Raw genomic sequence first — 25725 nt, forward strand, 5'->3', positions numbered from 1 at the left:
CCTGGTCAGCCTTGCGCGTCCCTGGTGTCCAGATGGGCTGCGAGGTCCGCGATCGTCGTGTAGCGGAACAGGTCGACCATGGAGACCCGGAGGTTCATGGTCTTCTGGATGCTCTGGGCGATCCGGAGCGCGGCGAGCGAGTCCACTCCGAGAGCGAACGAGCTGTCGCGCACGTTGAGTTCGGTGAGGTCCAGCTCGCGGGCCCAGATCCGGGCCAGTGCGCGCTCGGTGTCGCTGAACTCCCCGTCCTCGTTCCCGAAGAGCTTCGGACCGTCGGACGGCGTGCCCGGCGCCGATCCGGCAGGCCCGTCGGCGGCCCGGGCCGCGTCGTCCCGGGCGGCCGCGAGGGCCTGCCGGATAGGCGCGGCCAGCATGAGCGGCGCGCGGCGCAGCAGTTCGGTGAGGCCGTCGGCGCCGCCCAGCTTCGGGTAGTTGATCTCGCCGACGATGACCGTGGTGCGGTCCGCGGCGAGGATCTCCTCGAAGCTGGCCAGACCGTCCTCGACCGACACCGAGCGGAAGAAGCCCTGGTCCTGCTGGACACCGTGGTCGAACGCCATGCCGGTGTCCAACCAGTCGCTCCAGTCGACCGTCACGGTCCGCCGGCCGCGCGCGGAGCGCTGCTCGGCGAAGTGGTCCAGGTAGCTGTTGGCGGCCGTGTAGTCGCCCTGCCCGGCCGCGCCGAAGACGGCCACCGTGGAGCCGAAGGTGACCATGCACTCCGGCGGGTCGTCCTGGGTCACCAGGTCGAGCACGGTGGCGCCGAGCACCTTGGGGTTCAGGGTACGGCGGAACGTCTCCGGGTCCTTGCGGAACAGAAAGCCGTCGCCGGCCACCCCGGCCGCGTGCACGACGCAGCCGATCGGTCCCAGCTCCTCGCGGATCCCGGCGACCACGGCCCGCATGGCCACCGGATCGGTGACGTCGGCGGAGTAACTGCGCACCTGGGCGCCCTCGGCGCCCAGGGCCCGCAGCGCCTCGATCTGCCCGCGCAGCTTGGTTTCGGTGACCTCGTCCCACCGCTCCTGCGGCGGGAGTGGGGTGCGGTTCACCAGCGCCAGACGCACGCCCGGCACCGAGCGGCTCAGGTGGCGGGCGACCGCCAGCCCCAGCCCGCCCAGACCACCGGTGACGAGGTACACCCCGCCCTGACGAATCGGCAGGGCGCGTGGCTGCTCGCGCAGGTCCACCGGCGCCAGCTCCGCGACGTACCGGAGCCCGTCGCGCAGGGCGACGGTGGTCGGCGTCCGGGTGCCGAGCAGTTCGGCGCAGACGGCGTCGGCACCGGTGTCCTCGGCGATGTCGAGACAGAACACCTCGGTGGACTCGTACTCCTGGCCGATCACCTTGGCCAGGCCGAAGAGCGTGGAGTGGACCGGGGCTGTCTCGGGCTCCGCACCGGTCACCCGGGCCACCGAGGGAGCGATCACGCTCAACCGGTTCGGGGAGAGGCCGCGTTCGGAGAGGCTGCGGGCGAGGTGGAACAGACTGTGGACACCGTGGGTGAGCCGGTCCTCCAGCAGTGCCAGGTCCTGCTGGACGGCGAGGTCGGCGGAGGCCGCGACGTGCACGATCTCCTCCGGGAGCTCCGCGCCGAGGGCGTCCAGCAGCAGGCCGAAACCCTCGGACGTGGGCGGCAGCTCGTACCGGCCCGTGGCCGTGTGCTGCCAGTCGGCCGCGAACTGCGCCTCGGTGACCGTGATGCCGCGGGCGCGCAGTGCCTGGCCCAACTCGTCGCCGATGCTGTTCTGTTCGGCGATGACCAGGACCCGGGTGGGCGTCGTCGCGGGCGCCTCGGCCGCCGGTCCCGGCACCCAGCGGAGGCCGTGGTGGCGGGAGTGCGGGCGCAGCTGGGCGACGGTGCGCTTGGCGTCGGTGACCCGCTTGACGGTGAAGCCGCGGATCTCGGCGGCAGTGGCTCCCGACTCGTCGAAGATCACCACGTCGACCTTGCGGAACTCCGCGTTGGTCTCGTAGCCCGGGTGCGGTTGGGTGAAGCTCAGCCCCCGGGCCGGCAGCGGGCCGTGCAGCCGGAGCGAGTCGTAGCCCACCGGGAGGAAGAAGTCCCGGTCGCCGAGCGCGAGTTCGCGCTCTTCGGCGGTCTCCAGGACGGCAAAGCCGCTGAAGCCGGTTGCCTGGTCGAGCAGGGCCGGGTGCAGCGGGTGCTCCTGGCACTCGGCGCGGTACTGCTCGGGCAGGTCGAGGATGCCGAGCGCGGCCCGGACGCCGATGTGCACGGTCGGCAGGCTGCGGCGCCAGCGGTCGCCGAAGTCCATCACCTTGTGCTCGCTCTGCCGCTGGGCGATGTCCACGTTCTGCAGCGAGCAGAGCTCGCGCAGGGCGGTCACGTCCTGCTGCGGGGCGGGTGCGGCGTGCGGTCGGACGCCGACCGTGCCCTGCACGTGCACCGTCCAGCGGTCGGCCGCCGGGTCGTGGCTGGCCACGGTGAACTCGGCTTCGGAGTCGTTGAGTTCACGGATGGTTGTGTGCGCGGTGCGCGGTATGCCCTCCTGCACCAGCAGCGGGACGAGGAAGGTGACGTCGCGGAGCTCGGTCACCGGGCGGTCGAAGTGCACGGAGGCGGCGGCCCGGGCCATTTCCAGGTAGGTGGTCCCGGGGACGATCGCCTCGCCGAGCAGCTTGTGCTCGGCGAGCACCCAGTGCCGCTCCAGCGAGAACTCGGTGAGGAAGACCGACTGGCCCATGGTCCGGAGCAGGACCCGGTCCAGCAGCGGGTTCGGGCCAGGGGAGTCGTGGACCACCGCCTGCGGGACCTGGGGCTCGAGCCAGTAGTGCTTGTGTTGGAAGGGGTAGGTGGGGAGGGGGATGCGGCGGCGTTGTTGGTTTGCGTGGTAGGTGGTCCAGTTGGGGGTGGTGCCGGTGAGCCAGAGGGTGGCGAGGGTGCGTTGGATGGTTTCGGTGGGGGTTCGCTGGTCTCGTTTGTGGGGGAGGGAGGCGAGGGTGGTGGTGTGGGTGGTGGTGAGGGTGCGGCGGGCGAGGCTGCTGAGGGTTTGGCCGGGGCCGATTTCGAGGAGGGTGGTGCCGGGTTCGGTGGCTGCGGTCTGGATGCCGGTGGTGTATTCGACGGTGGCGAGGATGTGGTGGGCCCAGTAGTGGGGGTCGGTGGCTTGTTGGTCGGTGATCCAGGTGCCGGTGAGGTTGGAGATGAAGGGGGTGGTGGGTGTCTGGCGGGGGACGGTGGCGACGGCTGTGCGGAACTCCTCGGTCATGGGTGTCATGAGGGTGGAGTGGAAGGCGTGGGAGGTGGTGACGGGTTGGGTGGGCCAGCCGTGTTGTTCGGCGAGGGTGGTGAAGGTCTGGATGGCGTGGTGGGGGCCGGAGATGACGCAGTCTCGGGGGCCGTTGTGGGCGGCGAGGGAGAGGCCGGGGGTGAGTGCGGTTTCGATGGTGGTGCGGTCGGCCATGACGTTGAGCATGGCGCCGGGTGCTTGGGCCTGCATCAACTTGCCTCGGAGGGCGACGAGGTGGAGTGCGTCGGGGAGGGTGAAGACTCCGGCGGTGCAGGCGGCGGTCCATTCGCCGAGGCTGTGGCCGAGCATGGCGGTGGGGGTGATGCCCCAGGAGTGCCAGAGTTTGACGAGGGCGTGTTCGATGGTGAAGAGGGCGGGTTGGGCCCATTGGGTCTGGTTGAGGCGGGGGTCCTGGCCGAAGATGATGTGGCGGATGTCTTCGCCGTCGAGTTCGGCTTTGAGGAGTTCGGCGCACTCGTCCACGCTGGTGCGGAAGATGTCTTCGTGTTCGTAGAGGTCGTGGGCCATGCCGTTGTGCTGTGATCCTTGGCCGCTGAACAGGAAGACCATCGGTGTGGTTTCGCGGGTGGTGTGGCTGGTTGTGACGTGTGCGGGGTCGCGGGTCTCGAGTGCGGTGGCGGCGGTGTCGAGGTCGGCTGCGGTGACGGTGCGGCGGTGGGGGAAGTAGCGGCGGCCGGTGGCGAGGGTGTGGGCGGCGTCGGCGAGGTTGGGTCGTTCGCGGCGCAGGTGGGTGGCGAGGCGGTCGGTGGCTTGTTCGAGGGCTTCGGGGGTGCGGGCTGAGAGCAGCAGTGTCTCGGTGGGGCGGGTTCCGGGTTCGGTGGGCGGGGTGGGTGGTGCTTCTTCGAGGATGAGGTGGGCGTTGGTGCCGCCGAAGCCGAAGGCGCTGATGCCGGCGCGTCGCACGCGTTCTTCGGTGCGTGGCCAGGCGCTGGGGTGGGCCTGGACTCGGAAGGGTCCGTTGGTGAAGTCGATGTCGGGGTTGCTGCGGGTGTGGTTGAGGGAGGCGGGGATGAGTTCGTGCTTGAGTGCGAGGGTGGTTTTGAGTAGGCCGGCGATGCCTGCTGCGGCGTCCAGGTGGCCGACGTTGCCCTTGATCGAGCCGATGGAGCAGGATCCGCTGTCGCCGAAGGCCCGGGACAACGCCTGCACCTCGATCGAGTCCCCGATCACCGTGCCGCTGCCGTGCGCCTCGACGTAGTCGATGTCCTCGGACTCGACCTCCGCAACGGACATCGCCTCGGTGATCACCTCCGCCTGGCCGCTGACGGTCGGGGCCGTGAAACTCGCCTTGACCCCGCCGTCGTTGTTGACGGCCGAACCCTTGATCACGGCGTGGATCGTGTCGCCGTCGGCCAGCGCGTCCTCCAGCCGCTTGAGGGTCACCACGCCGACGCCGTTGCCGAAGACCGTGCCCCGGGCCTCCGCGTCGAACGGGCGGATGTGCCCGTCGGGGGAGAGAAAGGCACCCTCCTGGTGCAGGTAGCCGGTGTTCTCCGGCACCTTGTACGAGACCGCACCCGAGAGGGCCATGTCGCACTCGTAGTTGAGCAGGCTCTGGCAGGCCGTATGCAGCGCGACCAGCGAGCTGGAGCAGGCCGTCTGTACCGGGAAGCTCGGCCCCCGCAGGTCGAGCTTGTACGACACCCGGCTGGTCAGGAAGGCGAGTTCGAAGCCCAGACCGACGTTCTCGCCCTTGATCGCCTCGCCCTGCTCCAGGTTGCTCAGGATGTTTCCGAGGTAGGCCGTGGTGCTGGCGCCGCCGAAGACGCCGATCGAGCCGTCGTAGCGGGCGGCGTCGTAGCCGGAGTCCTCCAGGGCGGCCCAGGCCGTCTCCAGGAAGAGCCGGTGCTGCGGGTCCATGATCTTGGCCTCGCGGGCGGTGTACCCGAAGAACTCCGCGTCGAAGAGGCCGATGCCCTCGAACTTCGGAGCGGCCCTGACGTAGTGGGACTGGCCGAAGACCTCGGCGGCGACCCCGGCCGCCGTGAGCTCCTCGTCGCTGAGCGGGACGATCGACTCGACGCCGTCGCGCAGGTTCGCCCAGAACTCGGTCAGGTCCCCGGCACCGGGGAAGCGCCCCGCCATCCCGATGATGGCGATGCCGTCCCGGGCTGGGAGGTCGGTGAAGTCATCAGTGGTCATCATTCGCCCTTTGCCGTGCGACGCCGCTGCTGCTGGTGCTGACGCCGCCGCTGCATCTTCTCTCTACGGTCCTCAAGTGCCTTGAGGTCGCTGCCTGCTGTCTGCTGAACGGGCTTCTCGGTCAGTCCCGCCAGGTGGGCGACCGTCAGCCCCTCGTACAGGTCACCGAGGGTGAGCCTGCTGCCCAGCCGGGCGTTGACGGTGCTCACCAGCTGGATCGCGATCAGGGAGTTGCCGCCCAGGTCGAAGAAGCTGTCCTGGATTCCCACCTGCTGGATGCCGAGCAGGTCCTGCCAGACCGCGCAGACCGTGCGCTCGGTCTCGGACCGCGGCGCCACGAACTCGGTGAGGATGTCCGGGCGTCGGTGCGCGGCTGCAGCCGGTCGGGGCTCCGCGACGGCCTCCTGTCCGAGTGAGAAGGCGTTGGCGAACAGCGCCGACAGCTCGGCGGGCGACACGATGACCTGGGACTCCGAGACTCCGGCCAGCACGGTGTCCAGGGCCCACAGTCCCTCGGCGGCCGACATGGCGCGCTCCTGGGAGTCCGCCTCCTCGAAGCCGGCCGTGGCGGAGGTGCCGGCCGCCATGCCGATCTCCCGCCACGGACCCCAGTCGATGGAGACCACCCGTCGGGTACGGCCCCGGTCCTGGGCGAAGGCGTCGAGGAACGAGTTGGCGGCGCAGTAGTCGACCTGGCCGACGCTGCCGATGTTGGCGCCGTTCGAGCCGAACAGGACCAGGAAGTCCAACTCCTGCTCCGCCAGCACCTCTTCCAGCACCAAGGTGCCGGTCACCTTCGGCCGCAGCACCTCGGCCGCCACCTGGAGGTCCTTGAGCTGGATCAGCCCGCCGCCCGCCACTCCGGCGGCGTGGAAGGCCCCGTGGACGGCGCCCCAGCGCTCGGTGATCCGCCGGACCGCCTCGCTCATCGCCGCCCGGTCACTCACGTCGGCCCGGAGCACCAGGAGCTCCGCGCCCGCGTCCCGCAGCCGGACCAACTCCCGCACAGTGTCGGCGAGTCGGCCCTTACCCGGGTTGCGCGCCAGCCAGGAGTCCCAGTTCGCCGCCTCCGGCAGTTCGGTCCGTGAGGTGAGTGCGATCCGTGCCCCCGCCGCCGCGAGGTGCCCGGCAAGGGCCAGGCCGAGCCCGCCGGTGCCGCCGGTGACCAGGTAGACCCCGCCCTTGCGCACCACCGGTGCGCGGTCCTGCCGGGGCAGCGGCTGCGGCAGGTAGTGCTGGGACCAGCGGTGGCCGCCACGGTGGGCCACCGTCTCCGGGCCGGGCTCCGGTTCGGCAGCCAACTCGGCCATCAAGAGCTTGAGTTGCTTGACCGTCGGGCCCGCCGTAGTGCAGTCCAGGTCCACGCTACGGCAGGTGGTGCCCGGCAGTTCGCGAGGCAGCACCCGGCACGGGCCCAGCAGGGTGGCCTTGAGCGGCGAGAGCTGCTCGGCGCCGGTGACGTTGTGAAGCCCGTTGCTGAGCACCCAGAGCCGCCGCGGCTCCTCGTCCGGGTGCCGGATCAGGGCCTGGGCGAGGCGGATCAGGCTCTCGAAGCCGTGCTGGAGCCCGGTCTCCTGGCCCGGTGCGGTCACGTTCCAGCCGTGCACGATCCGGGTCGGCAGGCCGGCCGGGCCGCCCCGCAGGATGCCGGTCAGCCGGTCGTAGTCGGCGCCATCCGCCGGATCGACGGCGTAGTGGCCGTCTCCGCGGTCGGCCCAGGAACTTTCCGCCGTCACCACGGTGACGGTGGCTCCGGCAGCGCGGAGCCGCTCGGTGACCGCCTCGCCCACGCCCAGGCCGTCGGCGAGCACGAGCCAGTGTTGGCTGGCGTCCGGCTGATCCCCGGTGGGGAGAGCCGCGCGTTGCCAGGAGGGGGCGTAGAACCACTCGGTGAGGTCGTCGCGGCGGGCCGTGGTGGCGGCGATGGCCTGGGGTGTGGTCTGCCGGTCGAGCCAGTAGTGCTTGTGTTGGAAGGGGTAGGTGGGGAGGGGGATGCGGCGGCGTTGTTGGTTTGCGTGGTAGGTGGTCCAGTTGGGGGTGGTGCCGGTGAGCCAGAGGGTGGCGAGGGTGCGTTGGATGGTTTCGGTGGGGGTTCGCTGGTCTCGTTTGTGGGGGAGGGAGGCGAGGGTGGTGGTGTGGGTGGTGGTGAGGGTGCGGCGGGCGAGGCTGCTGAGGGTTTGGCCGGGGCCGATTTCGAGGAGGGTGGTGCCGGGTTCGGTGGCTGCGGTCTGGATGCCGGTGGTGTATTCGACGGTGGCGAGGATGTGGTGGGCCCAGTAGTGGGGGTCGGTGGCTTGTTGGTCGGTGATCCAGGTGCCGGTGAGGTTGGAGATGAAGGGGGTGGTGGGTGTCTGGCGGGGGACGGTGGCGACGGCTGTGCGGAACTCCTCGGTCATGGGTGTCATGAGGGTGGAGTGGAAGGCGTGGGAGGTGGTGACGGGTTGGGTGGGCCAGCCGTGTTGTTCGGCGAGGGTGGTGAAGGTCTGGATGGCGTGGTGGGGGCCGGAGATGACGCAGTCTCGGGGGCCGTTGTGGGCGGCGAGGGAGAGGCCGGGGGTGAGTGCGGTTTCGATGGTGGTGCGGTCGGCCATGACGTTGAGCATGGCGCCTGGTGCTTGGGCCTGCATCAACTTGCCTCGGAGGGCGACGAGGTGGAGTGCGTCGGGGAGGGTGAAGACTCCGGCGGTGCAGGCGGCGGTCCATTCGCCGAGGCTGTGGCCGAGCATGGCGGTGGGGGTGATGCCCCAGGAGTGCCAGAGTTTGACGAGGGCGTGTTCGATGGTGAAGAGGGCGGGTTGGGCCCATTGGGTCTGGTTGAGGCGGGGGTCCTGGCCGAAGATGATGTGGCGGATGTCTTCGCCGTCGAGTTCGGCTTTGAGGAGTTCGGCGCACTCGTCCACGCTGGTGCGGAAGATGTCTTCGTGTTCGTAGAGGTCGTGGGCCATGCCGTTGTGCTGTGATCCTTGGCCGCTGAACAGGAAGACCATCGGTGTGGTTTCGCGGGTGGTGTGGCTGGTTGTGACGTGTGCGGGGTCGCGGGTCTCGAGTGCGGTGGCGGCGGTGTCGAGGTCGGCTGCGGTGACGGTGCGGCGGTGGGGGAAGTAGCGGCGGCCGGTGGCGAGGGTGTGGGCGGCGTCGGCGAGGTTGGGTCGTTCGCGGCGCAGGTGGGTGGCGAGGCGGTCGGTGGCTTGTTCGAGGGCTTCGGGGGTGCGGGCTGAGAGCAGCAGTGTCTCGGTGGGGCGGGTTCCGGGTTCGGTGGGCGGGGTGGGTGGTGCTTCTTCGAGGATGAGGTGGGCGTTGGTGCCGCCGAAGCCGAAGGCGCTGATGCCGGCGCGTCGCACGCGTTCTTCGGTGCGTGGCCAGGCGCTGGGGTGGGCCTGGACTCGGAAGGGTCCGTTGGTGAAGTCGATGTCGGGGTTGCTGCGGGTGTGGTTGAGGGAGGCGGGGATGAGTTCGTGCTTGAGTGCGAGGGTGGTTTTGAGTAGGCCGGCGATGCCTGCTGCGGCGTCCAGGTGGCCGACGTTGCCCTTGATCGAGCCGATGGAGCAGGATCCGCTGTCGCCGAAGGCCCGGGACAACGCCTGCACCTCGATCGGGTCGCCCAGTGAGGTGCCCGTGCCGTGCGCCTCGACGTAGTCGATGTCCGCCGGGGTGAGGCCCGCGCTGCGGAGGGCGGCCGAGATGACCGCGGCCTGGCCGGTCACGCTCGGGGCGGTGAAGCCGACCTTGACCCCGCCGTCGTTGTTGACGGCCGAACCCTTGATCACGGCGTGGATCGTGTCGCCGTCGGCCAGCGCGTCCTCCAGCCGCTTGAGCACCACCAGGCCGACGCCCGATCCGAAGACCGTGCCCCGGGCCTCCGCGTCGAACGGGCGGACGTGCCCGTCCGGGGAGACGAACGAGCCGTCCTGGTGCAGGTAGCCGGTGCCCGGGTTCGGGTCGACGTGCACGCCCCCCGCCAGGGCGAGGTCGCACTCGCCGGCCAGCAGACTGCGGCAGGCCGTGTGCGTGGCGACCAGGGCGGTCGAACACGCGGCGCGCAGCGAGATCGCCGGGCCCTTGAGGTCCAGCTTGTACGACACCCGGGAGGCCAGGAAGCCGATTTCGTTGGCCACCAGGATCTGGGTCTGGCCCACGGTGTCCACGATCTGCTGATGCGAGTAGACGTGCTGGACGTAGCGGTTGGCACCCGCGCCGCCGAAGACGCCGATCGAGCCGTCGTAGCGGGCGGCGTCGTAGCCGGAGTCCTCCAGGGCGGCCCAGGCCGTCTCCAGGAAGAGCCGGTGCTGCGGGTCCATCACCTCCGCCTCGCGGGCGGTGTACCCGAAGAACTCCGCGTCGAACAGCTCGCTTCCGTGGAAGGCGGGCGCGGCCTTGACGTAGTCCGGCCGGCCGAAGACCTCGGGTGCCACCCCGGCCGCTGTCAGCTGCTCGTCGCTGAGCGGCAGGATCGACTCGACGCCGTCGCGCAGGTTCGCCCAGAACTCGGTCAGGTCCCCGGCACCGGGGAAGCGCCCCGCCATCCCGATGATGGCGATTCCGTCGCCGGCCGTCATCACAGCGCCGCCCGCAGGTCGTCGACGAGGGCGCCGAGGGTGCGCACGGTGGGGCCCTCGTACACGATGGTCAGCGGTACGGCCACCGCCAACTCCTGACGCAGTCGGTGGACGACCTGGAGGCCCAGGAGCGAACTGCCGCCCAGTTCGAAGAAGTTGTCCTGCACGCCGACGCTCTCCACGCCGAGCAGTTCCTGCCAGATCTCCGCGACCCGGTGCTCGGTCTCGCCGTTCGGGGCGACGTAGGGGTTGCGCAGGTTGGGGCGTTCATGCCGCGCGGCCGGGGCCGGGGTGTCGGCCACCGGGTCGGTCCAGAGCTCCTGGCGCAGGGTCAGGTCACCGGTGGAGGTGACGATCTGCGGCTGCGGCGCCGCGTCCAGGAGAGCGTCGAAGACTTGCCGTCCCTCGGCCGGCGTGAGCGCCAACTCGCGTACCGCGACGCCGAGTTCCGAGTCTGCTCGGTCCTCGTTCGAAAAGTACCAGGCCTCCCAGTCCACGCTGGTCCAGGGCAGGGCCGCGCTGTGGTTGCACTGGGCGAAGACGTCCAGGGCGGCGTTGGCCGCGGCGTAGGCACCGAAGCCGAGGCCGCCGAGCAGCGCGGCGATCGAGGAGCTGATGATCGCGAAGTCCAACTGCTGGTCGGCCAGGACCTCCTGGAGCACCTGGGTGCCGTAGAGCTTGGGGCCGAAGTGCCAGGAGGCCTCCTCGGCGCCCAGCACCGCGAGCTCCCGGTGGGCTGCCGTGCCGGTGGTGCCGGCGCAGTGCAGCAGACCGCTGACCGGGCCGAACTCCCGCAGCACGCGTTCCTTCAACGCGGTCATGGCCGCGAGGTCGGAGACGTCGGTGGCGGTCACCAGGACGGTGGAGCCGAGCGCCTCGATATCCCGGACGGCCCGGATGGCTGAGCGGACGGGTTCCGGGTGCTGCGGCTCGTCCCAGCTCTCCCTGGGCGGTAGGCCCGTGCGGCCGAGCAGCACCAGCTTCACCGGGGCCCGGTCGGCGAGGGCCCGGGCCATCAGCAGACCGATCTTCCCGAGGCCGCCGGTGATCAGGTACACCCCGTCGGGCCGGACCGCCGCGCCGACGCGGCCCGACGGCGCACCGGTCACGTACGTGGGTGCCCAGCGGTGGCGTCCGCGCAGCGCGAGGGTGCGCTCGCCGGGCGGGGCGGCGAGATCGGCCAGCAGTTGGTCGACCATCCCGGCCACGGAGTCCGGGCTCTCGAGGCGCAGGTCGAACCGGACGCAGCCCAGCGAGGGGTACTCCTGCGGCAGCACCTTGCACAGACCCTGCACGGTGGCCTTGGGCGGGCAGAGCGGCTCGTCACCGAGGACCGAGCAGACCTCTGTGGACAGCACGTCCCACCGCTGCTGACGCGCCATCAGCTCGGCCTGGGTGGCCTGGACCCAGTGCACCAGGCTGCCGAACGACCGGTGCAGCAGGGCCTGCACGTCCGCAGGCGCGACGGCCCGCTCCGCGTCGTCGCCGACGCTCCAGCAGTGCACCGTCCGGCCGGGCAACGGGCCGTCGGCGCGCAGCGCCTCGGCGAGCCGGACGAAGTGTTCGGGCCGGCCCGGGTCGACGATGTACTCGCGCTCGGCCGGGCGGCCCCAGTCGGCGCCCGGCCGGACCGTGTGCACGGTGGCGCCGAGGCCCTTGAGGCGGTCCGCCAGGTGATGGCCGACCCCGTACTCGTCCGCGAAGACCAGCCACTGCTCGGCGGCGAGGACCGCCGGGTCGGGCTGCGGAGCGGCGGGCAGTCGCTGCCAGGACGGCGTGTAGAACCACTCGGGCAGGTTGCCGCGCCGCTGCTGGGCCGAGCCGCTGACCGGCTGGGCGGTGCCCGGCTCCAGCCAGTAGGTACGTCGTTCGAACGGGTAGGTGGGGAGTGGGACCCGCCGGGCGTCCTGCGGGGTCGGGAACGGGCGCCCGAGCCCGGCCAGCCAGAGGCGGCCGGCCGCCCGGAGCAGCGCGGCGCGGTCGCTCTGGCCGAGGAAGGCGCCCGGCAGCGAGGGGACCACGACCCGGTCGGTGCCGGACGCGGCCGGGTGCTGGAGGGCGCCCGGGGTGAGGGTCGGTGCGGGGCCGATCTCCACGATCACGACGTCCGGGACGGACCAGAGGGTGGTCAGACCGTCGGCGAAGCGTACGCTCTCCCGGACGTGCCGGGCCCAGTACGCAGGGCTGGTGGCCTCCTCGTCGGTGATCCAGGTGCCGCTGAGGTTGGAGACGAAGGGCACCTTCGGGGCGTTCAGCCGCACCGAACGGACCAGGTCGGCGTAGGGCGCGACGACCGGGTCCATCATCGGGGAGTGGAAGGCGAAGCGGCTGGTCAGCTGCCGGGCGGCGATCCCGGCCGCCAGCAGTTCGCGGGCCACCCGGTCGACGCCCTCGACGGTGCCGGAGAGCACGCAGGTCTGCGGGCCGTTGACCGCGGCGAGGCAGACCTCCGCGTCCGTGTACCGGTCCACCGCCTCCTCGGAGAGCGGCACGGCGAGCATCGCGCCCTCGCCCTGCTCCTCGATCAGCCGGGCGCGCTCGGCGACCAGGCGCAGCGCGTCGGGCAGCGAGAAGACACCGGCCACGCAGGCCGCGACGTACTCGCCGAGGCTGTGACCGATCATCACCTCGGGTTCGACGCCCCAGGCGGCCCAGAGCTTCACCAGGGCGTACTCAAGGGCGAAGACCGCCGGGTAGCCGAGACGCGGCTGGTCCAGCGGGTGCGCGCTGCGCTCCGGCTGGAGCAGCAGCTTGCGGAAGTCGAAGGGCTGCCCGGGGGATTCGGCCGCGGACTCCTCAGCGGTGAGCAGGAGTTTGCGGATGTCGGTGCCGAGCAGCGGCTCCAGCAGCTCGGCGCACTCGTCCAGCGCGGCCCGGAACACCGGCTCCTGAGCGTGCAGTTGACGTGCCATGCCGGGGTACTGGGTGCCGAAACCGGTGAACATGAAGGCCACCGGCCGGTGCGCGGCCTCGGACGCGGTGGAGCTGAGCAGCCGGCCGTCGTCGCGGGCGTCGAGCGCCGACAGTGCCTCGGTGGTGCTCCCGGCGACCAGCATCCGCCGGAACGGGAACGCCCGGCGGCCCTGCTGGAGGGTGAACGCAACGTCCGCCAGCGGGAGTTGGGAATGTGCGCGAAGGTGGTCGTGCAGCTGGTCGGTGGCCACCTCCAGCGCCTCGGGGCTCTTGGCGGAGAGCACCAGCAGCTGCTCGGTGCCCTCGGCGGGGCGCGGCCCGCGGGCCGGCTCGGGGGCCTGCTCCACGATGACGTGGGCGTTGGTGCCGCCGAGGCCGAAGGAGCTCACCCCGGCCCGGCGCGGGCCCTCGTGCTCGGGCCAGGGCAGCAGCTCGGTATTGAGGTAGAACGGGCTGCCGTCCAGCTCGATCCGCGGGTTCGGCTTCTCGAAGTGCAGGGTGGGCGGCAGCTGGCCGTGCTCCACGGCCAGCACGGTCTTGATCAGCCCGGCGACACCGGCCGCCGAGTCGAGGTGACCGATGTTGGTCTTGGCCGATCCGAGAGCGCAACTGCCTGGCGCCACACCGGAGTAGGCCGTGGCCAGGGCGGAGAACTCGATCGGGTCGCCCAGGATGGTGGCGGTCCCGTGCAGCTCGACGTAGCCGATGGTGTCGGCCGGTACGTCGGCGTTGGCCAGCGCGGTGGAGATGGCGGCGGACTGGGTGGCGGCACTGGGTGCACTGAAGCCGGCCCGGCGGGAGCCGTCGTTGTTCAGCGCCGAGCCCTTGATCACCGCGTGGATGTGGTCGTGGTCGGTGATCGCGTCCTTGAGGCGCTTGAGCACCACCATGCCGACGCCGTCGCCGCCGACCGTGCCCTGCGCGGCGGCGTCGAAGGTGCGGCAGTAGCCGTCCGGTGAGAAGATGCCGTCCGGCCGGTAGATGTAGCCCTTGCTCCTGGTGCCGTCGACGGCCACGCCACCGGCCAGTGCGGTGTCGCACTGGTAGGCCAGCAGTGCCTGGCAGGCCTCGACCACGGCGACCAGTGAAGTGGAGCAGGCTGACTGGATGTTGAGGGCGGGGCCCTCCAGGCCGAGCTTGTAGGAGACCCGGCTGGCGAGGAAGTCGGGGCGGTTGCCGATGACCGTCTGCTTGTCGCCGAGGAGCTGCGCGGCGCCCGGCTGGGATGCGATGTTGAAGAGCAGGTAGGTGTTGTTCCCCGCACCCGCGTAGACGCCGACCAGGCCGTCGTTGCGTTCGGCGTCGTACCCGGAACTCTCCAGCGCGGCCCAGGCGCACTCCAGGAGCACCCGGTGCTGAGGGTCCATCAGCTCGGCCTCGCGCGGGGAGTAGCCGAAGAAGGCGGCGTCGAACTTCTCGCTGTCCTCCAGCACGTAGCCCGCGCCGACGAAGTCGGGGTCGGCCAGAGTGGCGGCGTCCACGCCCCGGGCGGCGAGCTCCTCCTCCCCGAAGCGGGTCACCGAGCAGACGCCCGCCTTGAGGTTGCTCCAGTACTCCGCGACCGACCGGGCACCCGGGAAGCGGCCTGCCATGCCGACCACGGCGATGTCCAGGCTGTCCTCGAACTCGTACTCACTCATGGTGACCTCGCTTCGCTTGCAGCTGCTGACGGCGGCGCTTCAGAAGGGCGTTCTGCTGAACTCCCCTGCCGCGGGCGCTGGCGGGAGCAGTTCCCTGCCCCTGCCCCGAGAGCAGCTCGGCCTGGGCCCGGACGGTGGTGTGTTGGAACAGGTCGAGCAGCTCGATCTCGCGGCCGGTCGCCGCCCGGAGCCGGTGGTGCAGCTCGACCATGAGCAGGGAGTGTCCGCCGAGGTCGAAGAAGTTCTGGTCGGTGCCGACCGCCTCGGTGCGGAAGACCTCCTGCCAGACCCGGGCCACCAGCCGCTCCAGCTCGCCCCTGGGAGGCAGCGGCACGGTGACGGTGGTGGGCTCGGTCGGCCGGGGCAGCCTGCTCCGGTCGACCTTGCCGTGTACGGAGAGCGGCAGCCGGTCCAGTGGCACGATCACCTGCGGGACCATGTGAGGGGAGAGCCGCTCCCGCAGGTGCCGCTCCAGGCCGGCCGTGTCGAACCCGTCGGCGGTTCCGGTCTCGGTACCGTCCGCGGTGCCGGTGCCGGTGCCGGTGCCGGTGCCGGTGGCGCTGGCGGTACCGTGCGGCTCGACGTAGGCCACCACCCGACGGTCGCCAGGGGCGTCCTCACGGACGATGGCGACGGCGTGACGGACCTCGGGGTGGTTCTTCAGCGCGGCCTCGATCTCGCCCAGGGTGACCCGGAACCCGCGCACCTTGATCTGGTCGTCGCGCCGCCCGAGGAAGGCGATCGTCCCGTCGGCCAGCCGGCGGACGATGTCGCCGGTGCGGTAGAGGCGGGTGCCCGGTCCGCCGCCGAGGGTGTCGGGCACGAAGGCGGCGGCGGTGAGGTCGTCCCGGCGGTGGTAGCCGCGGGCGAGGTTGTCGCCGCCGATCAGCAGTTCACCGGCGACGCCGACCGGCGTGGTGCGGCCTGCGGGGTCCACCACGTGGGCCCGGGTGCCCGGCAGCGGGACACCGATCGGTGCGGTCTCCCACCCGGCCTCCGGGTGGTCGGCCACGGCGAGGGTGAGCACGCCGACGGTGGTCTCGGTCGGACCGTAGTGGTTGAACACCCGGCAGTGCGGCACCAGGCGCTGGAGGGCGCGCAGCCAGCGCCAGTCCGAGGCCTCGCCGCCGATCACCAGCAGCCGGCGCGGCAGCAACTCGGCGAACCGGGGCGAGGACTGCAGGGCCCGCAGGTGGGAGGGGGCGATCTTCAGGACGTCGACACCCCAGGTCTGCGCCCAGTCGGCCAACTTGTCAGCATCCAGGCCCGCTTCACGGGACATCAGGTGGACCTGGCCGCCGGTGCAGAGCGGCGGGGCGAAGGACGTGACGCTGGAGTCCACGGTCAGCGGCTGCACCATGGCGAAGCTCAGCGGCCCGTCGATGCCGAGCCGCCGGATCACGGCCCGGGTGTAGCTGACCAGCTGGCGGTGCTCGATGACCACGCCCTTGGGCGTGCCGGTGGAGCCGGAGGTGTAGAGCAGATACGCGGCGTCGTCGGCCACCGGGCGCCCGGGGACCGGATTCTCGGTCGGACGGCTCGCCAGCACCTGGAAGCGGGTGTCGAGTTCGACCACCTGGTGCCCGGTGCCCAGCGGAGCCGTCGTCACCACGACCCGCACGGCGGCGTCGTCCAGGATGGCGTCCCGCCGCGCGGCCGGGTCGTTCGGATCCACCGGGACGTACGCTCCGCCGGCCTTGAGAACACCGAGTACGGCCACCAGCAGGCGGATGTCGCGATCGGCGCACAGCCCGACCGTCACTTCGGGGCCAACCCCGAGCTCGCCCAGCAGGTGCGCCAACTGGTTCGCGCGCTCGTTGAGTTCGCGGTAGCTGAGGACGGCGTCCGCAGACCGGACCGCGACCGCCTCGGGGGTGCGGGCGGCCTGCTCCTCGAAGAGTTGGTGGAAGCCCAGCTCGGTGGGCTCGCCCGGGTCGCCGTTCAGTGCCCCGACGGTGGCCTCCTCCGCGGCGGTGAGCAGCGGCAGACCGGCCACCGGCGCGTCCGGCGCGGTGACCGCGCTGTCGAGCAGCCGGAGCAGGTGCTCCACCGCGCGGCGGGCGGTGGCGGGGTCGAGGACGTCCGCAGCGAAGACCAGGTTGCCGGTCAGCTCGCCATCGGAGTAGTGGAGTTGGAGGTCAAGGTCGTGCACGGTCGTCACCGGCGCGGGCCGCGCGGCCGGAAGGCAGGAGAAGCCCGGCCACGGGTGCACGGCCGTGGTGGTGGTAGCCTGCTCGGCCCGCGCCAACGCGGCCCCCGCCTGCCCGACCAGGTCGCGGAAACTGCCGACGGCCTCGACGTGGACCGCGCTGGTCACCCCGGCGCTGTTGGTCACCCCCACGGTGAGCCCGGACTGGCCGCCGTACCGGTGCAGCAGGGTCAGGTAGAGGGCCAGCGCCGCGGCCGGGATCCCGGCTCCGCGCTCCTCACCGATTTTGCGCAGCAAAGCCGTTGACCCGCCAGGGGCGGCGAACGGGACCGAGCCGGCCCGGAGGTCGCGGTGGGCGGGGTGCGGCCGGTCCAGCGGCAGCTCGGCGGCGGCCGTCGGCTCGGTGGTGGGCGCGGTGGCGGCCGCCTCGGTGGGGGGTGTCTCGGGTAGTGTCATGAGGTTGCCTTGGGGAGTTCGGGGCGAGGACGCGCGTCACCCGTCCTGCCGGTGCGGGCCACGGCTACGCGGATCGCTTGGTGCAGAGGTAGACCCGGTTGCGGCGACGGTCGGCGGGCACGTCGATGACCTCGACCGACTCCGAGAGCGAGTGCAGCAGCGCCTCGAACGGGCCGGGTGCGTAGCGGTTGAGCCAGATGTAGCCGTCGGCCGTCTGATGGCGCAGCAGCACCTCGGGCTCCTGGGGCACCTGGAACATGCAGATCACCACGGTGCGGCGGGCCACCCGGAACAGCTCGCGGACGGCCGTCTCGTAGTACGGCAGGTGCTCCAGTACGTGGCGGCAGTTCACCAGGTCGAAGGAGCGGTCGGGGAAGGCGAGGTCGGTGACGCTCATCTGCTCCCACCGGGCGCCCGGGTGGAGCTCGCGGCAGTCGGCCACGGCGGCCGCGTTGATGTCGATGCCGGTGTAGTCGGCCGCCAGGCCCGCGTCCAGCAGGTGCCGGTAGGTGACGCCGGAGATGATCCCGCAGTCGAGCAGTTCGAACGGCGCGTCCCGATGCAGCTCCGCGATCCGCTCGGTCACCGTCCGGTGCGAGGGATGCTCGGCCCGGTGGGACTCGCCCATGTGGGCCAGGTCGGAAGTCCCGGCCCAGAGCGATTGGGTGTTCACTGTGTCGATCCCCCGTACTGCTGTGCACTGTTGGAGCGGAGCCGGCCACGGCGGCACCGGGTGCGGCCTGTGGCTGATGGCGGGAGGGCGGGGGCGTGTGCCGGACGGCGCCGGACCGGGGCCGTGTGACGGCGCCCGGTACTTCGGCGGTCGGAGGGCGGTTCGGAAGTCTCTTCCAGGGCCCCGCAGTTGTGATCCTATGGCCTTCCGACTCTGCTGACCAGGGGAAACCGCGGAATTCGGCGGTGTGCGAAGTGGCGAACGTCTCGTGGGCCGGGACGGCCCACCGACAGGCGGACCGTCCCCAACCGACCGGAGCCGTGGGCGGCTCAGAAAGCCGCGCCCTCCTGGGACTCGGTGTCGTACGAGGCCTCGGGCCCGAACATCCGGGCGTGCTTGGCCGCTGCGAGGGCCAGGGTGCCGCTGGTGTCGCGGGCGGCGCCGACCTCGGCCAGCTGGTTGACCATGGCCGGCGTGGCCAGCGATCGGTCGCGCAGCTCGGGGGAGCGGGACATCAGGACCAGGGCCGCGGTGGTGTAGCCCTCCTCCGCCAGCGACTCCCAGATCGCGTCGCGGTCCTGCTCCTGGCCGGCGAACAGCTCCTCGCGGCGGGGATGCCGCTGCGTGGGCACCGGGGTGCCGTTACGGGGCTCCGCGCGCAGCTGGACCCGGCGGCCGCCCAGGTAGGCGACCGAAGCACCCTTGCGGATCGCGAAGTTGAGGGCCTGGGCCGCGGTGTCGACCACCGGCTCGCCCTTGTCGTTCAGCGAGGTGTTGCAGACCATCGGCACCCCGGTGGCCACCCGGAAGGCCTCGATCGCGCGGTACAGCAGCGGATTGGTCGCGGCGTTCAGGGTCTGGCGGCGCGCCGAGTCGTCGAGGTGCAGGATGGCCGGGACCGTCTCGCGCCTGGACTCGCTGACGTACGAGGTCTCCAGCATGTAGGGCGAGGCCCAGGAGTCCTCGAACCACTCGCCGCTGTGCTCCTCCAGGACGATCGGGGCGACCGGGCGCCACCACTGCCGGCTCTTCCAGACGTTCAGCAGGTCCTTGGAGCGGGGCGAGCGGGGGTCGGCCAGGATGCTGCGGTGGCCGAGTGCGCGCGGGCCGATCTCGGCCGCGCCGTCGGCCCAGACCAGCGGCCCGGCCGTGAGGTCCTCGACGAACTGCTCCTCGCTGAACTCCCGGACGTCCTCGACGAAGTCCGCGAAGTGCTCCAACGCCTGCGCGACGTCAGTCAGTTCGGCGCCGTAGTAGGCGGACTCCAGCCGGAAGCCGCCGGCCGGCAGCAGTCCTTCGCCGAGTAGGCCGAGCAGGCCGATCCCCAGGGACTGGCCGGAGTCGTTGGCGCTCGGCGGCGTGAGCAGACCCTTGAAGCCGTAGCGGCGCAGCAGGAAGGAGTTGGTCGGGCAGTTGAGGGCGAAGCCGCCGCTCAACGAGAGGTACGCCTGGGTCGGGTCCACTCCCGCCGACTCGAGGAGGCGGTCGACGTTGCGCACCATGACCAGCTCGCAGGCGGTCTGGACGATCTTCATCACCGCAGATTGCAGGTGCTCCTGCTCGGTGAAGCGGCGGTCCAACTCCATGGCCGGGAGCTGCGCCTCGGCGGCTCGCACGACGGAGCGGACGAACGGCAGCGTGTCGACCAGCGGGATTCGCCGGCCGCCGAACAGCTCCAGCTCGCGTACCGCGGCCTCGGTGTCGAAGGCGATCTCGGTGGAGCAGGCCGAGGCCAGCGCCATCAGCGTGCCGGGCTCCTTGCCGAACTCGGTCGACGCGGCGTCGTAGATGGGAGCGGGCGACTCGACGGCGGAGAACTCGACCTCTCCCCGGGTGGAGACGCAGCCGGTGTACCAGTACTTCTTGCCTGTCTTGTCGAGGCCGAAGTCGGGCCGGCCGTCCAGGGCCAGTCCGACGATGGTCTCGCTGCGGAAGACCTCGGAGTCGAGCAGTAGCCCGCTGTAGAGGTGGGCCAGGCTGTGCACCGGGAAGTCCCCAGCACCGGAAGGAAGTTGGAGGTCCGCGTGCCGCGGCAGGCCGGGCGTGCCCCAGGACAGGCTGATGTCCTCGGGGGACAGCCCCTCAGCCGCGAGCAGCTCGCTCAGCACCTTGGTGAACCGGTCCACGGTGAACATCGGCCAGTAGTGGTGCTTCTGGCCGCTGAAGCGCTCGACCTCCCAGACCCTGAGCAGCTCGACCTGGGAGTCGAGACTGCGCCAGAGCGCGATGTTCTGGTCGTGGCGCGGGGCGATGACGGACAGGTTGCCGGGCGGAGAAATGTAGCTCGACAGGAAGTACTTCGCATCTGGGTGCGCGGTCACGGTGTCCCCATTCGGCGGTTGTGCTGTGGCTTGCTGGTTCTTCGGGACCCGAGGCTGGTGATGAGCAGTCAAGAACGGTCCCTGATACGCACCGGAGACGTCAGGTGCGGCAGACTGTCCCGCGCGGGGCGGCGGGGTGGGATCGGCGGGGACGGACTGCGGCCCCCTCATCCGGATGCGACGGCGGAGCCGTCCGCGCCGGGACCGGCGGACTACTTGGAAACGGCGATCCGCTCGTCCACGAGCCGCACCAGGTCCCCGACGTTCTCCACGGTGAACATGTCGACGACGTCCAGATCGACGTCGAACGCGCTCTGAATCGAGACCATCAGGCGGAGCAGTGATACGGAGGTGGCTCCGAGGGCGTCGAAAGTGCTTTCCTCCGAGACCTCGAGGGGGGCGAATACTTCGGAAATCACCGACATCAGCTCAACGGACTGGTCGTTCGACATTTCGTGTTCCCAGGTCTCTATCTATTCAAGCTCTATCTGGTAATTGACCCTAAGGTGATGACCGGGCAGCGTCAAGGCCCTCAAGTGGATCAGTGTGCTATGAGTTGGAATGTCCGGATTTTCGAGCATCGAACTGGGCAAAACGGGCAGAGGATCGGGTGCGAAACGGACATCTGGTCACGAACTACCGTGTCGCTGCAATTCCCCCAGGTTGGGGGGTCGACAACTCGCACCTGCCCTGGGGTACGCTGCCCCGAGTTTCACCGCACAGTCTCAGTACTGGGGGTACTGGTGTCAGAAATAAGCTTTCGGCCTCTCACGCCAATCACTGGCGCGGAGGTGGAGGGCGTGGATCTGGTTGCGGATCTGTCGCCGACCGTCGTGGCCCGCCTGCGTGAGGCCCTGCTGAAGCACAAGGTCCTGGTTTTCCGCAATCAGCCGATGAGTGACGCGGAGCATGTCGCACTCACCAACGCCTTCGGCGGCGCCACTGCGGCTCACCCGATCGTGAACGGCCTCCCCGAGGAGCCCGCCGTGCTACGGACTGCGCTCTCCGAGGAGCGAAAGGCTCTGGTGGAGGCGGAGGCCGGCCTGAGTCATCCCCTGAAGGGGGCGACGCCCAGGCGGATCCGCACCGAGTGGCACGTCGACAGCACTTTCGTGGTCAATCCGAACGCCATCACCATCCTGCGGGGCGTCGAGATCCCACAGGCCGGCGGAGACACCCTCTTCGCCAATCTGGAAGCGCTCTACGACGGTCTGTCGCCCTCGTTCCGGGGATACCTGGACACCCTGCAGGCAATCCACTCCCGGCACGCGCCGTCGGCGCCGCCGCGTCTGGACGGCAAGCCGTCCGGTCCGTTCGCGGCTCTCCATCCGCTGGTGACGGTGCACCCCGAGACCGGTGCGCGCAGCCTGCTGGTCAGCACCGTATTCCTACAGACCATCCGCGGCCTCAAGGCCCGTGAGAGCGCTGCCCTGTTGGACTTCCTACTCGACGAGCTCGCCGGGCGCGACGAGATCCACGCTCGGGTCCGCTGGGACCAGGACACGTTGGTGATGTGGGACAACCGCTCGGTGGCCCACGCCGGTCCGGTGGACGGCCTGATGTTCCAGGAGGAGCGGATCGTCCATCGCACCACCGTCGTCGGCGAGGCCCTCACCGGTCCCGGCGGCTTCACCTCGCGTGCCCTCATGGGGGGCCGCTTCGAGGCCCTGGCCTGAGGGCCGCCGCCGCGTCGTCGCGGCGATGGTGCGGGACCAAGTCCCGACCGGACGTCCGGGCGGCCTCGCGCGGATCACTCCGATGAACGGCGTTGACGAGTCGCCGGGTGATCCATGTACAGTCAACTCGTCTCCGGAACTTTGTCAGGGGAAGCTCAGAAATGCCGCTCGTCAGTCACCGCGAAACATCCCAAGCGCCACCCAAGTACCGTCTGTCGTGCGTGAGTTGCGGCTGGCAGTCCGATCCGGAGTTCCGGCTCCGATGTCCGAGGTGTGCCGGGGCGCTCGACCCCAGGCTGAACCTCGAGAACGTCACCAGGGGCGAGAGCGACCAGCCCGAGCTGAGTTACCTCGACTTCCTCCCGGTCGAGTCCGGAAACCACCTCGACGCCGACGTCAGCGTACGGACTCCCTGCCGCAAGGCGCCGGACCTCGGAGCGGCCATCGGCCTTCCGCATCTCTGGGTGAAGGACGAGTCCCAGCAGCCGACCGGAACCACCAAGGACCGGCTTGCCTCCGTGGTCCTGGCGGTGTTCCGGGACTTCGGGATCAAAGAGTTCGTCGCCTCCAGCACCGGCAACAGTTCCACCGCCCTGGCCCGCGCGGTCCGGCGCGACCCCTCGATGCGGGCGCACTTCTTCTGCGGCCGTGACTTCACCGGCGACCACGACATCGAGACCGACGACCGCGTGACCCTCACCGTCGTCGACGGCAACTACGCCCAGGCCACCCGGGCGGCCCAGGAGTTCGCGGCCCGCAACGGGCTGGTCTGGGAGGGCGGGTTCTTCAACTGGGCCCGCCGCGAGGGTTTGAAGCTCACCTATCTGGAAGCCTTCGACGCGATGGACCAGGAACCCGACGTGGTGGTCCAGGCGATCAGCAGCGGCATGGGGATGATGGCCGTGCGCAAGGGCGTGGCGGAGTACCTGGCCTGCGGCCGGCTCACCTCCTCGCCCCGCCTCCTGATGGTCCAGCAGGACACCTGCGCACCGATGGCCGAGGCCTGGAGCGAGGGCCGGGCCGAGCTGACCGAGGCGGACGTCATCGAGCGGCCCACCGGGCTGGCCCGGGCCATCCTGCTGGGCGACGGCCGGGCCACCTACCCGTACATGCGGCAGATCGCCGCCGAGAGCGGCGGCGCCATCGTCTCGGTGAGCCAGGAGGAACTCGTCACGGCCCGCGCGATGCTGCGCGAGCTCGAGGGGCTGGATGTCTGTCACTCCTCCGCCGCGACGATCGCCGCGCTGCGCAACGAGGCCGCGGCCGGCCGGATCACCCCGGACCAGGTCGTCCTGGTCAACCTGACCGGCCGTGAGCGGTACACCGCCACCGCCGCCGGTCCGCTGCTCGCCACCGCCACCGCCGGCTGAGCCCCTCCCGGGCCCGGATGCCGCCGCTCCCACCGGAGCGTCGCGCCCGCCCTCACCTTCGCAAGGATTCCGTTGATACTCAGTCACCTCTCCCCGCAGCAGGCCGGGCGTCACGCCGAGTTCCGCGCCTTCGCCGACCGTGCCCTGGTGCCGCAGGCAGACCGTTTCGACCGCGAGCAGGCGATCACCCGTGAGGTGGTCGCCGACCTGGCCGGGCAGGGCTTCCTCGGCGCGCTGATGCCGAAGGAGTTCGGCGGACTCGGCATGGACTGGATCGAATACGGGTTGCTCACCGAGGAGTTGGGCCGTGGCTGCCAGTCGATCCGGAACTTCGTGGCGGTGGACGACATGGTCGCCCACTCCGTCCTCAAGTGGGGCACCGAGGAGCAGAAGCAGCAGTGGCTGCCCCGGATCACCTCGGGCCGGACGCTGGCCGCCTTCGCGTTGACCGAGCCGGAGGTCGGTAGCGACGCCGCTGCGGTCGGCACCACGGCGACCGCCGAGGGTGACGAGATCGTCCTGAACGGCACCAAGAAGTGGATCAGCTTCGCCCAACTCGCTGACCTTTTCCTGGTGTTCGCCAAGTTCGAAGGCCAGCACACCGCCTTCCTGGTGGAGCGGGAGACCCCCGGCTTCTCGGTGGAGCCGATCGAGGGCTTGCTCGGCCTGCGTGGCTCGATGCTCGGCCGGATCACCCTGGACAACGTCCGCATCCCGGCCGCCAACCTGGTCGGGCGCCCCGGCCTCGGTCTCACCTTCGTCGCCTCCAGCGCGCTCGACCTCGGCCGCTACAGCACTGCCTGGGGTTCGGTCGGCCTGGCGCAGGCCTGTCTGGAGGCCTCCACCGAGTACGCCGGTCGGCGCGCCCAGTACGGCACCGAGATCCGCAACCACCAGCTGGTCCAGCGGTTGCTGGCCGACATGCTCACCGACACCATCACCGCCCGGCTGCTCTGCCACCACGCCGGGGTGAGCAAGGAGCGCGGTGAGATGGAGTCCGTCAACCACACCCTGATCGCGAAGTACCGGGCCTCGACCGTCGCCGTGAAGGCGGCCGCCGACGCGGTGCAGATCCACGGGGCCGAGGGCATCGGGGCGCAGTCTCCCGTCCAGCGGCACCACCGCGACGCCAAGGTGATGGAGATCATCGAGGGCACCACCCAGATCCAGCAGACCATGCTCGGCCAGTTCGCGGTCCGGGCGGCCCGGCTGTGAGCGAGCTCCGGACCGGGCCGGTGACGTACGGTCAGCTGTCGGTCCTGCGCTCGCTGGAGACCCACGGGCCCGACCACCGATCGGTCGCCAACCTGGTCAGTGTCTGGGAGGTCCCTTTCGGCGTCGGGGCGGCCCAAGTCATGGACGCCTGGCTCCAGTTGGTGGAGGCGCACGACTCGCTGCGGACCAGCTACGACCTCAGCGGCCCGGCGCCGGTCCAGGTGGTCCACCCGTACCGCCCGTCCCGGGTGCCGGCGGTGGAACTGGCCGAGGACAGCTTCGCGGCGGCCCTGGCGCTGGGTGCCGGGTCGGCTGCCGAGCCGATCGACATCGAGACCGAACCGCCCTGGCGGGCCTTCGTCACCACCTACCAGGGGGACGCGCTCCACCTGGTCACCGTGATCCACCACGTGGCGGCCGACAACGGCGCGCTGCGCGTGCTCGAGGAGCAGCTCGGGCTGCTCCTCGAAGGCGGGACGCTCGGGCCGGTGGTGCAGCCGCTGGAGCTGGCGCTGGCCCAGCAGGAGGAGCCGGCCACCCGGAGCGTGCGGCACTGGACCGAGGCCTGGGCCGGGCTCACCCCGCAGGACCGGGACCCGGCGGACGCCAGCGAGCGCCGCCGGGCCTCGCTCTACAGCGTCGAGGCGCTGGCCGCGGCACAGGAGCTCTCCGACCGGCTGAAGGTCTCGGTGCAGTCGGTGGTGCTCGGCGTCGGCGCGCTGGCGCTGTCCCGGCTGAAGCGGACCGAGCGGGTCACCTTCGCGCTGATGGCGGCCAACCGGCTCACCGCGCGGTGGGTGCCGCTGGTCAGCTCGCTCAACCAGTTCGCCCCGGTGACCGTCACCGTCGACGAGCAGGCGGATCCGCTGGAGTACCTGCGGGCCTGCTACGTCCAGTGCATGACGGCGTACGTCCACGGCAGTTACGACGTCGACGCGCTGCGGGAGAGCCTCGGGCAGGCGGGCCGGCCGGAGGACGACCCGACCGCCTTCGCCAGGCACTACAACTTCCTCGGCGAGGTGGACGCCGAGCCGGCCGCCGGCTCGGCGCTGCGCACCGGGATCGAGTGGCGCTCGTCCACCCAGCGGTCCGGTCCGAACTTCCACCTGGCGGTGGCCACGGGAAAGGGCCTCCTGATCGGCGTGGGCGCCAGTACCGAATATTTGGAGGGTAATCTCCCCGCCGTTCTCGCGGCGTCGATCGAGGCCGGTCTCATTGCTGTCGCGAAGGACTCGGCAAGCTCTCTCGCCGATATTTCCCTGGACAATCCGAAGAGGATCGTCTGACGGCGGCAGAATGCGGGGGGAAGCCACCTTCCCCCCACAACCTGCCTGCTCAGAAG

Annotated in this window: 11 protein-coding genes; 4 read left to right on the forward strand and 7 right to left on the reverse strand. The window is 70.8% G+C overall.

All coding sequences use genetic code 11. The features are described 5' to 3' along the window. Positions 1-5: 5 nt before the first annotated feature. The 7 genes from ACKUU6_RS23765 to ACKUU6_RS23795 all read right to left on the reverse strand — a co-directional run bounded on the left by ACKUU6_RS23765 (position 6) and on the right by ACKUU6_RS23795 (position 20574). Positions 6-5414, reverse strand: coding sequence for an SDR family NAD(P)-dependent oxidoreductase (locus ACKUU6_RS23765; protein ID WP_407990587.1), 5409 nt, complete (start codon positions 5412-5414; stop codon positions 6-8). Then, entirely contained in the window at positions 5414-9970 is a 4557-nt protein-coding gene (locus ACKUU6_RS23770; RefSeq protein ID WP_407990588.1) for a type I polyketide synthase, read from the reverse strand. Before ACKUU6_RS23770 ends, ACKUU6_RS23765 begins: the two co-directional genes overlap by 1 nt. Continuing rightward, positions 9970-14523: a type I polyketide synthase gene (locus ACKUU6_RS23775; protein WP_407990589.1), complete on the reverse strand. Its 4554-nt coding sequence runs from the start codon at positions 14521-14523 to the stop codon at positions 9970-9972. The genes ACKUU6_RS23770 and ACKUU6_RS23775 overlap by 1 nt, the downstream gene beginning before the upstream one ends. Beyond that, positions 14516-17128 carry a non-ribosomal peptide synthetase gene (locus ACKUU6_RS23780; protein ID WP_407990590.1) on the reverse strand — a complete coding sequence of 871 codons (2613 nt, stop codon included), beginning with the start codon at positions 17126-17128 and terminating at the stop codon, positions 14516-14518. Before ACKUU6_RS23780 ends, ACKUU6_RS23775 begins: the two co-directional genes overlap by 8 nt. 64 nt (positions 17129-17192) lie before the next feature. Then, positions 17193-17801 (reverse strand): class I SAM-dependent methyltransferase, encoded by a 609-nt coding sequence (locus tag ACKUU6_RS23785; protein ID WP_407990591.1) that lies wholly within the window; start codon positions 17799-17801, stop codon positions 17193-17195. Between the two features lie 329 nt (positions 17802-18130). Then, positions 18131-20122, reverse strand: a complete 1992-nt coding sequence (locus ACKUU6_RS23790; protein ID WP_407990592.1) for a carbamoyltransferase C-terminal domain-containing protein — start codon at positions 20120-20122, stop codon at positions 18131-18133. A 212-nt stretch (positions 20123-20334) separates the two neighbouring features. Continuing rightward, positions 20335-20574 (reverse strand): acyl carrier protein, encoded by a 240-nt coding sequence (locus ACKUU6_RS23795; RefSeq protein WP_407990593.1) that lies wholly within the window; start codon positions 20572-20574, stop codon positions 20335-20337. Positions 20575-20673: 99 nt separating this feature from the next. On the opposite strand from ACKUU6_RS23795, the gene ACKUU6_RS23800 reads away from it, so the two are divergent. From ACKUU6_RS23800 to ACKUU6_RS23815, 4 genes are all read left to right on the forward strand, one after another. Next, complete coding sequence (locus ACKUU6_RS23800; protein ID WP_407990594.1) at positions 20674-21798, forward strand: TauD/TfdA dioxygenase family protein; 1125 nt, start codon at positions 20674-20676, stop codon at positions 21796-21798. 221 nt (positions 21799-22019) lie between these two features. Next, positions 22020-23168, forward strand: a complete 1149-nt coding sequence (locus ACKUU6_RS23805; protein ID WP_407990595.1) for a threonine synthase — start codon at positions 22020-22022, stop codon at positions 23166-23168. Positions 23169-23240: 72 nt separating this feature from the next. Continuing rightward, a complete protein-coding gene (locus tag ACKUU6_RS23810) occupies positions 23241-24383 on the forward strand; it encodes an acyl-CoA dehydrogenase family protein (protein WP_407990596.1) in 1143 nt (380 codons plus the stop codon). Beyond that, positions 24380-25669 carry a condensation domain-containing protein gene (locus tag ACKUU6_RS23815; RefSeq protein WP_407990597.1) on the forward strand — a complete coding sequence of 430 codons (1290 nt, stop codon included), beginning with the start codon at positions 24380-24382 and terminating at the stop codon, positions 25667-25669. The genes ACKUU6_RS23810 and ACKUU6_RS23815 overlap by 4 nt, the downstream gene beginning before the upstream one ends. Positions 25670-25725 lie beyond the last annotated feature (56 nt).

The organism is Kitasatospora sp. CMC57 (assembly GCF_045866025.2).
GTDB lineage: Bacteria > Actinomycetota > Actinomycetes > Streptomycetales > Streptomycetaceae > Kitasatospora.

Coding starts and splice junctions, on each gene's coding strand:
- ACKUU6_RS23765 (WP_407990587.1), bottom strand. CDS start 5,414: ATGACCACTGATGACTTCACCGACCTCCCAGCCCGGGACGGCATCGCC.
- ACKUU6_RS23770 (WP_407990588.1), bottom strand. CDS start 9,970: ATGACGGCCGGCGACGGAATCGCCATCATCGGGATGGCGGGGCGCTTC.
- ACKUU6_RS23775 (WP_407990589.1), bottom strand. CDS start 14,523: ATGAGTGAGTACGAGTTCGAGGACAGCCTGGACATCGCCGTGGTCGGC.
- ACKUU6_RS23780 (WP_407990590.1), bottom strand. CDS start 17,128: ATGACACTACCCGAGACACCCCCCACCGAGGCGGCCGCCACCGCGCCC.
- ACKUU6_RS23795 (WP_407990593.1), bottom strand. CDS start 20,574: ATGTCGAACGACCAGTCCGTTGAGCTGATGTCGGTGATTTCCGAAGTA.
- ACKUU6_RS23800 (WP_407990594.1), top strand. CDS start 20,674: ATGAGTTGGAATGTCCGGATTTTCGAGCATCGAACTGGGCAAAACGGG.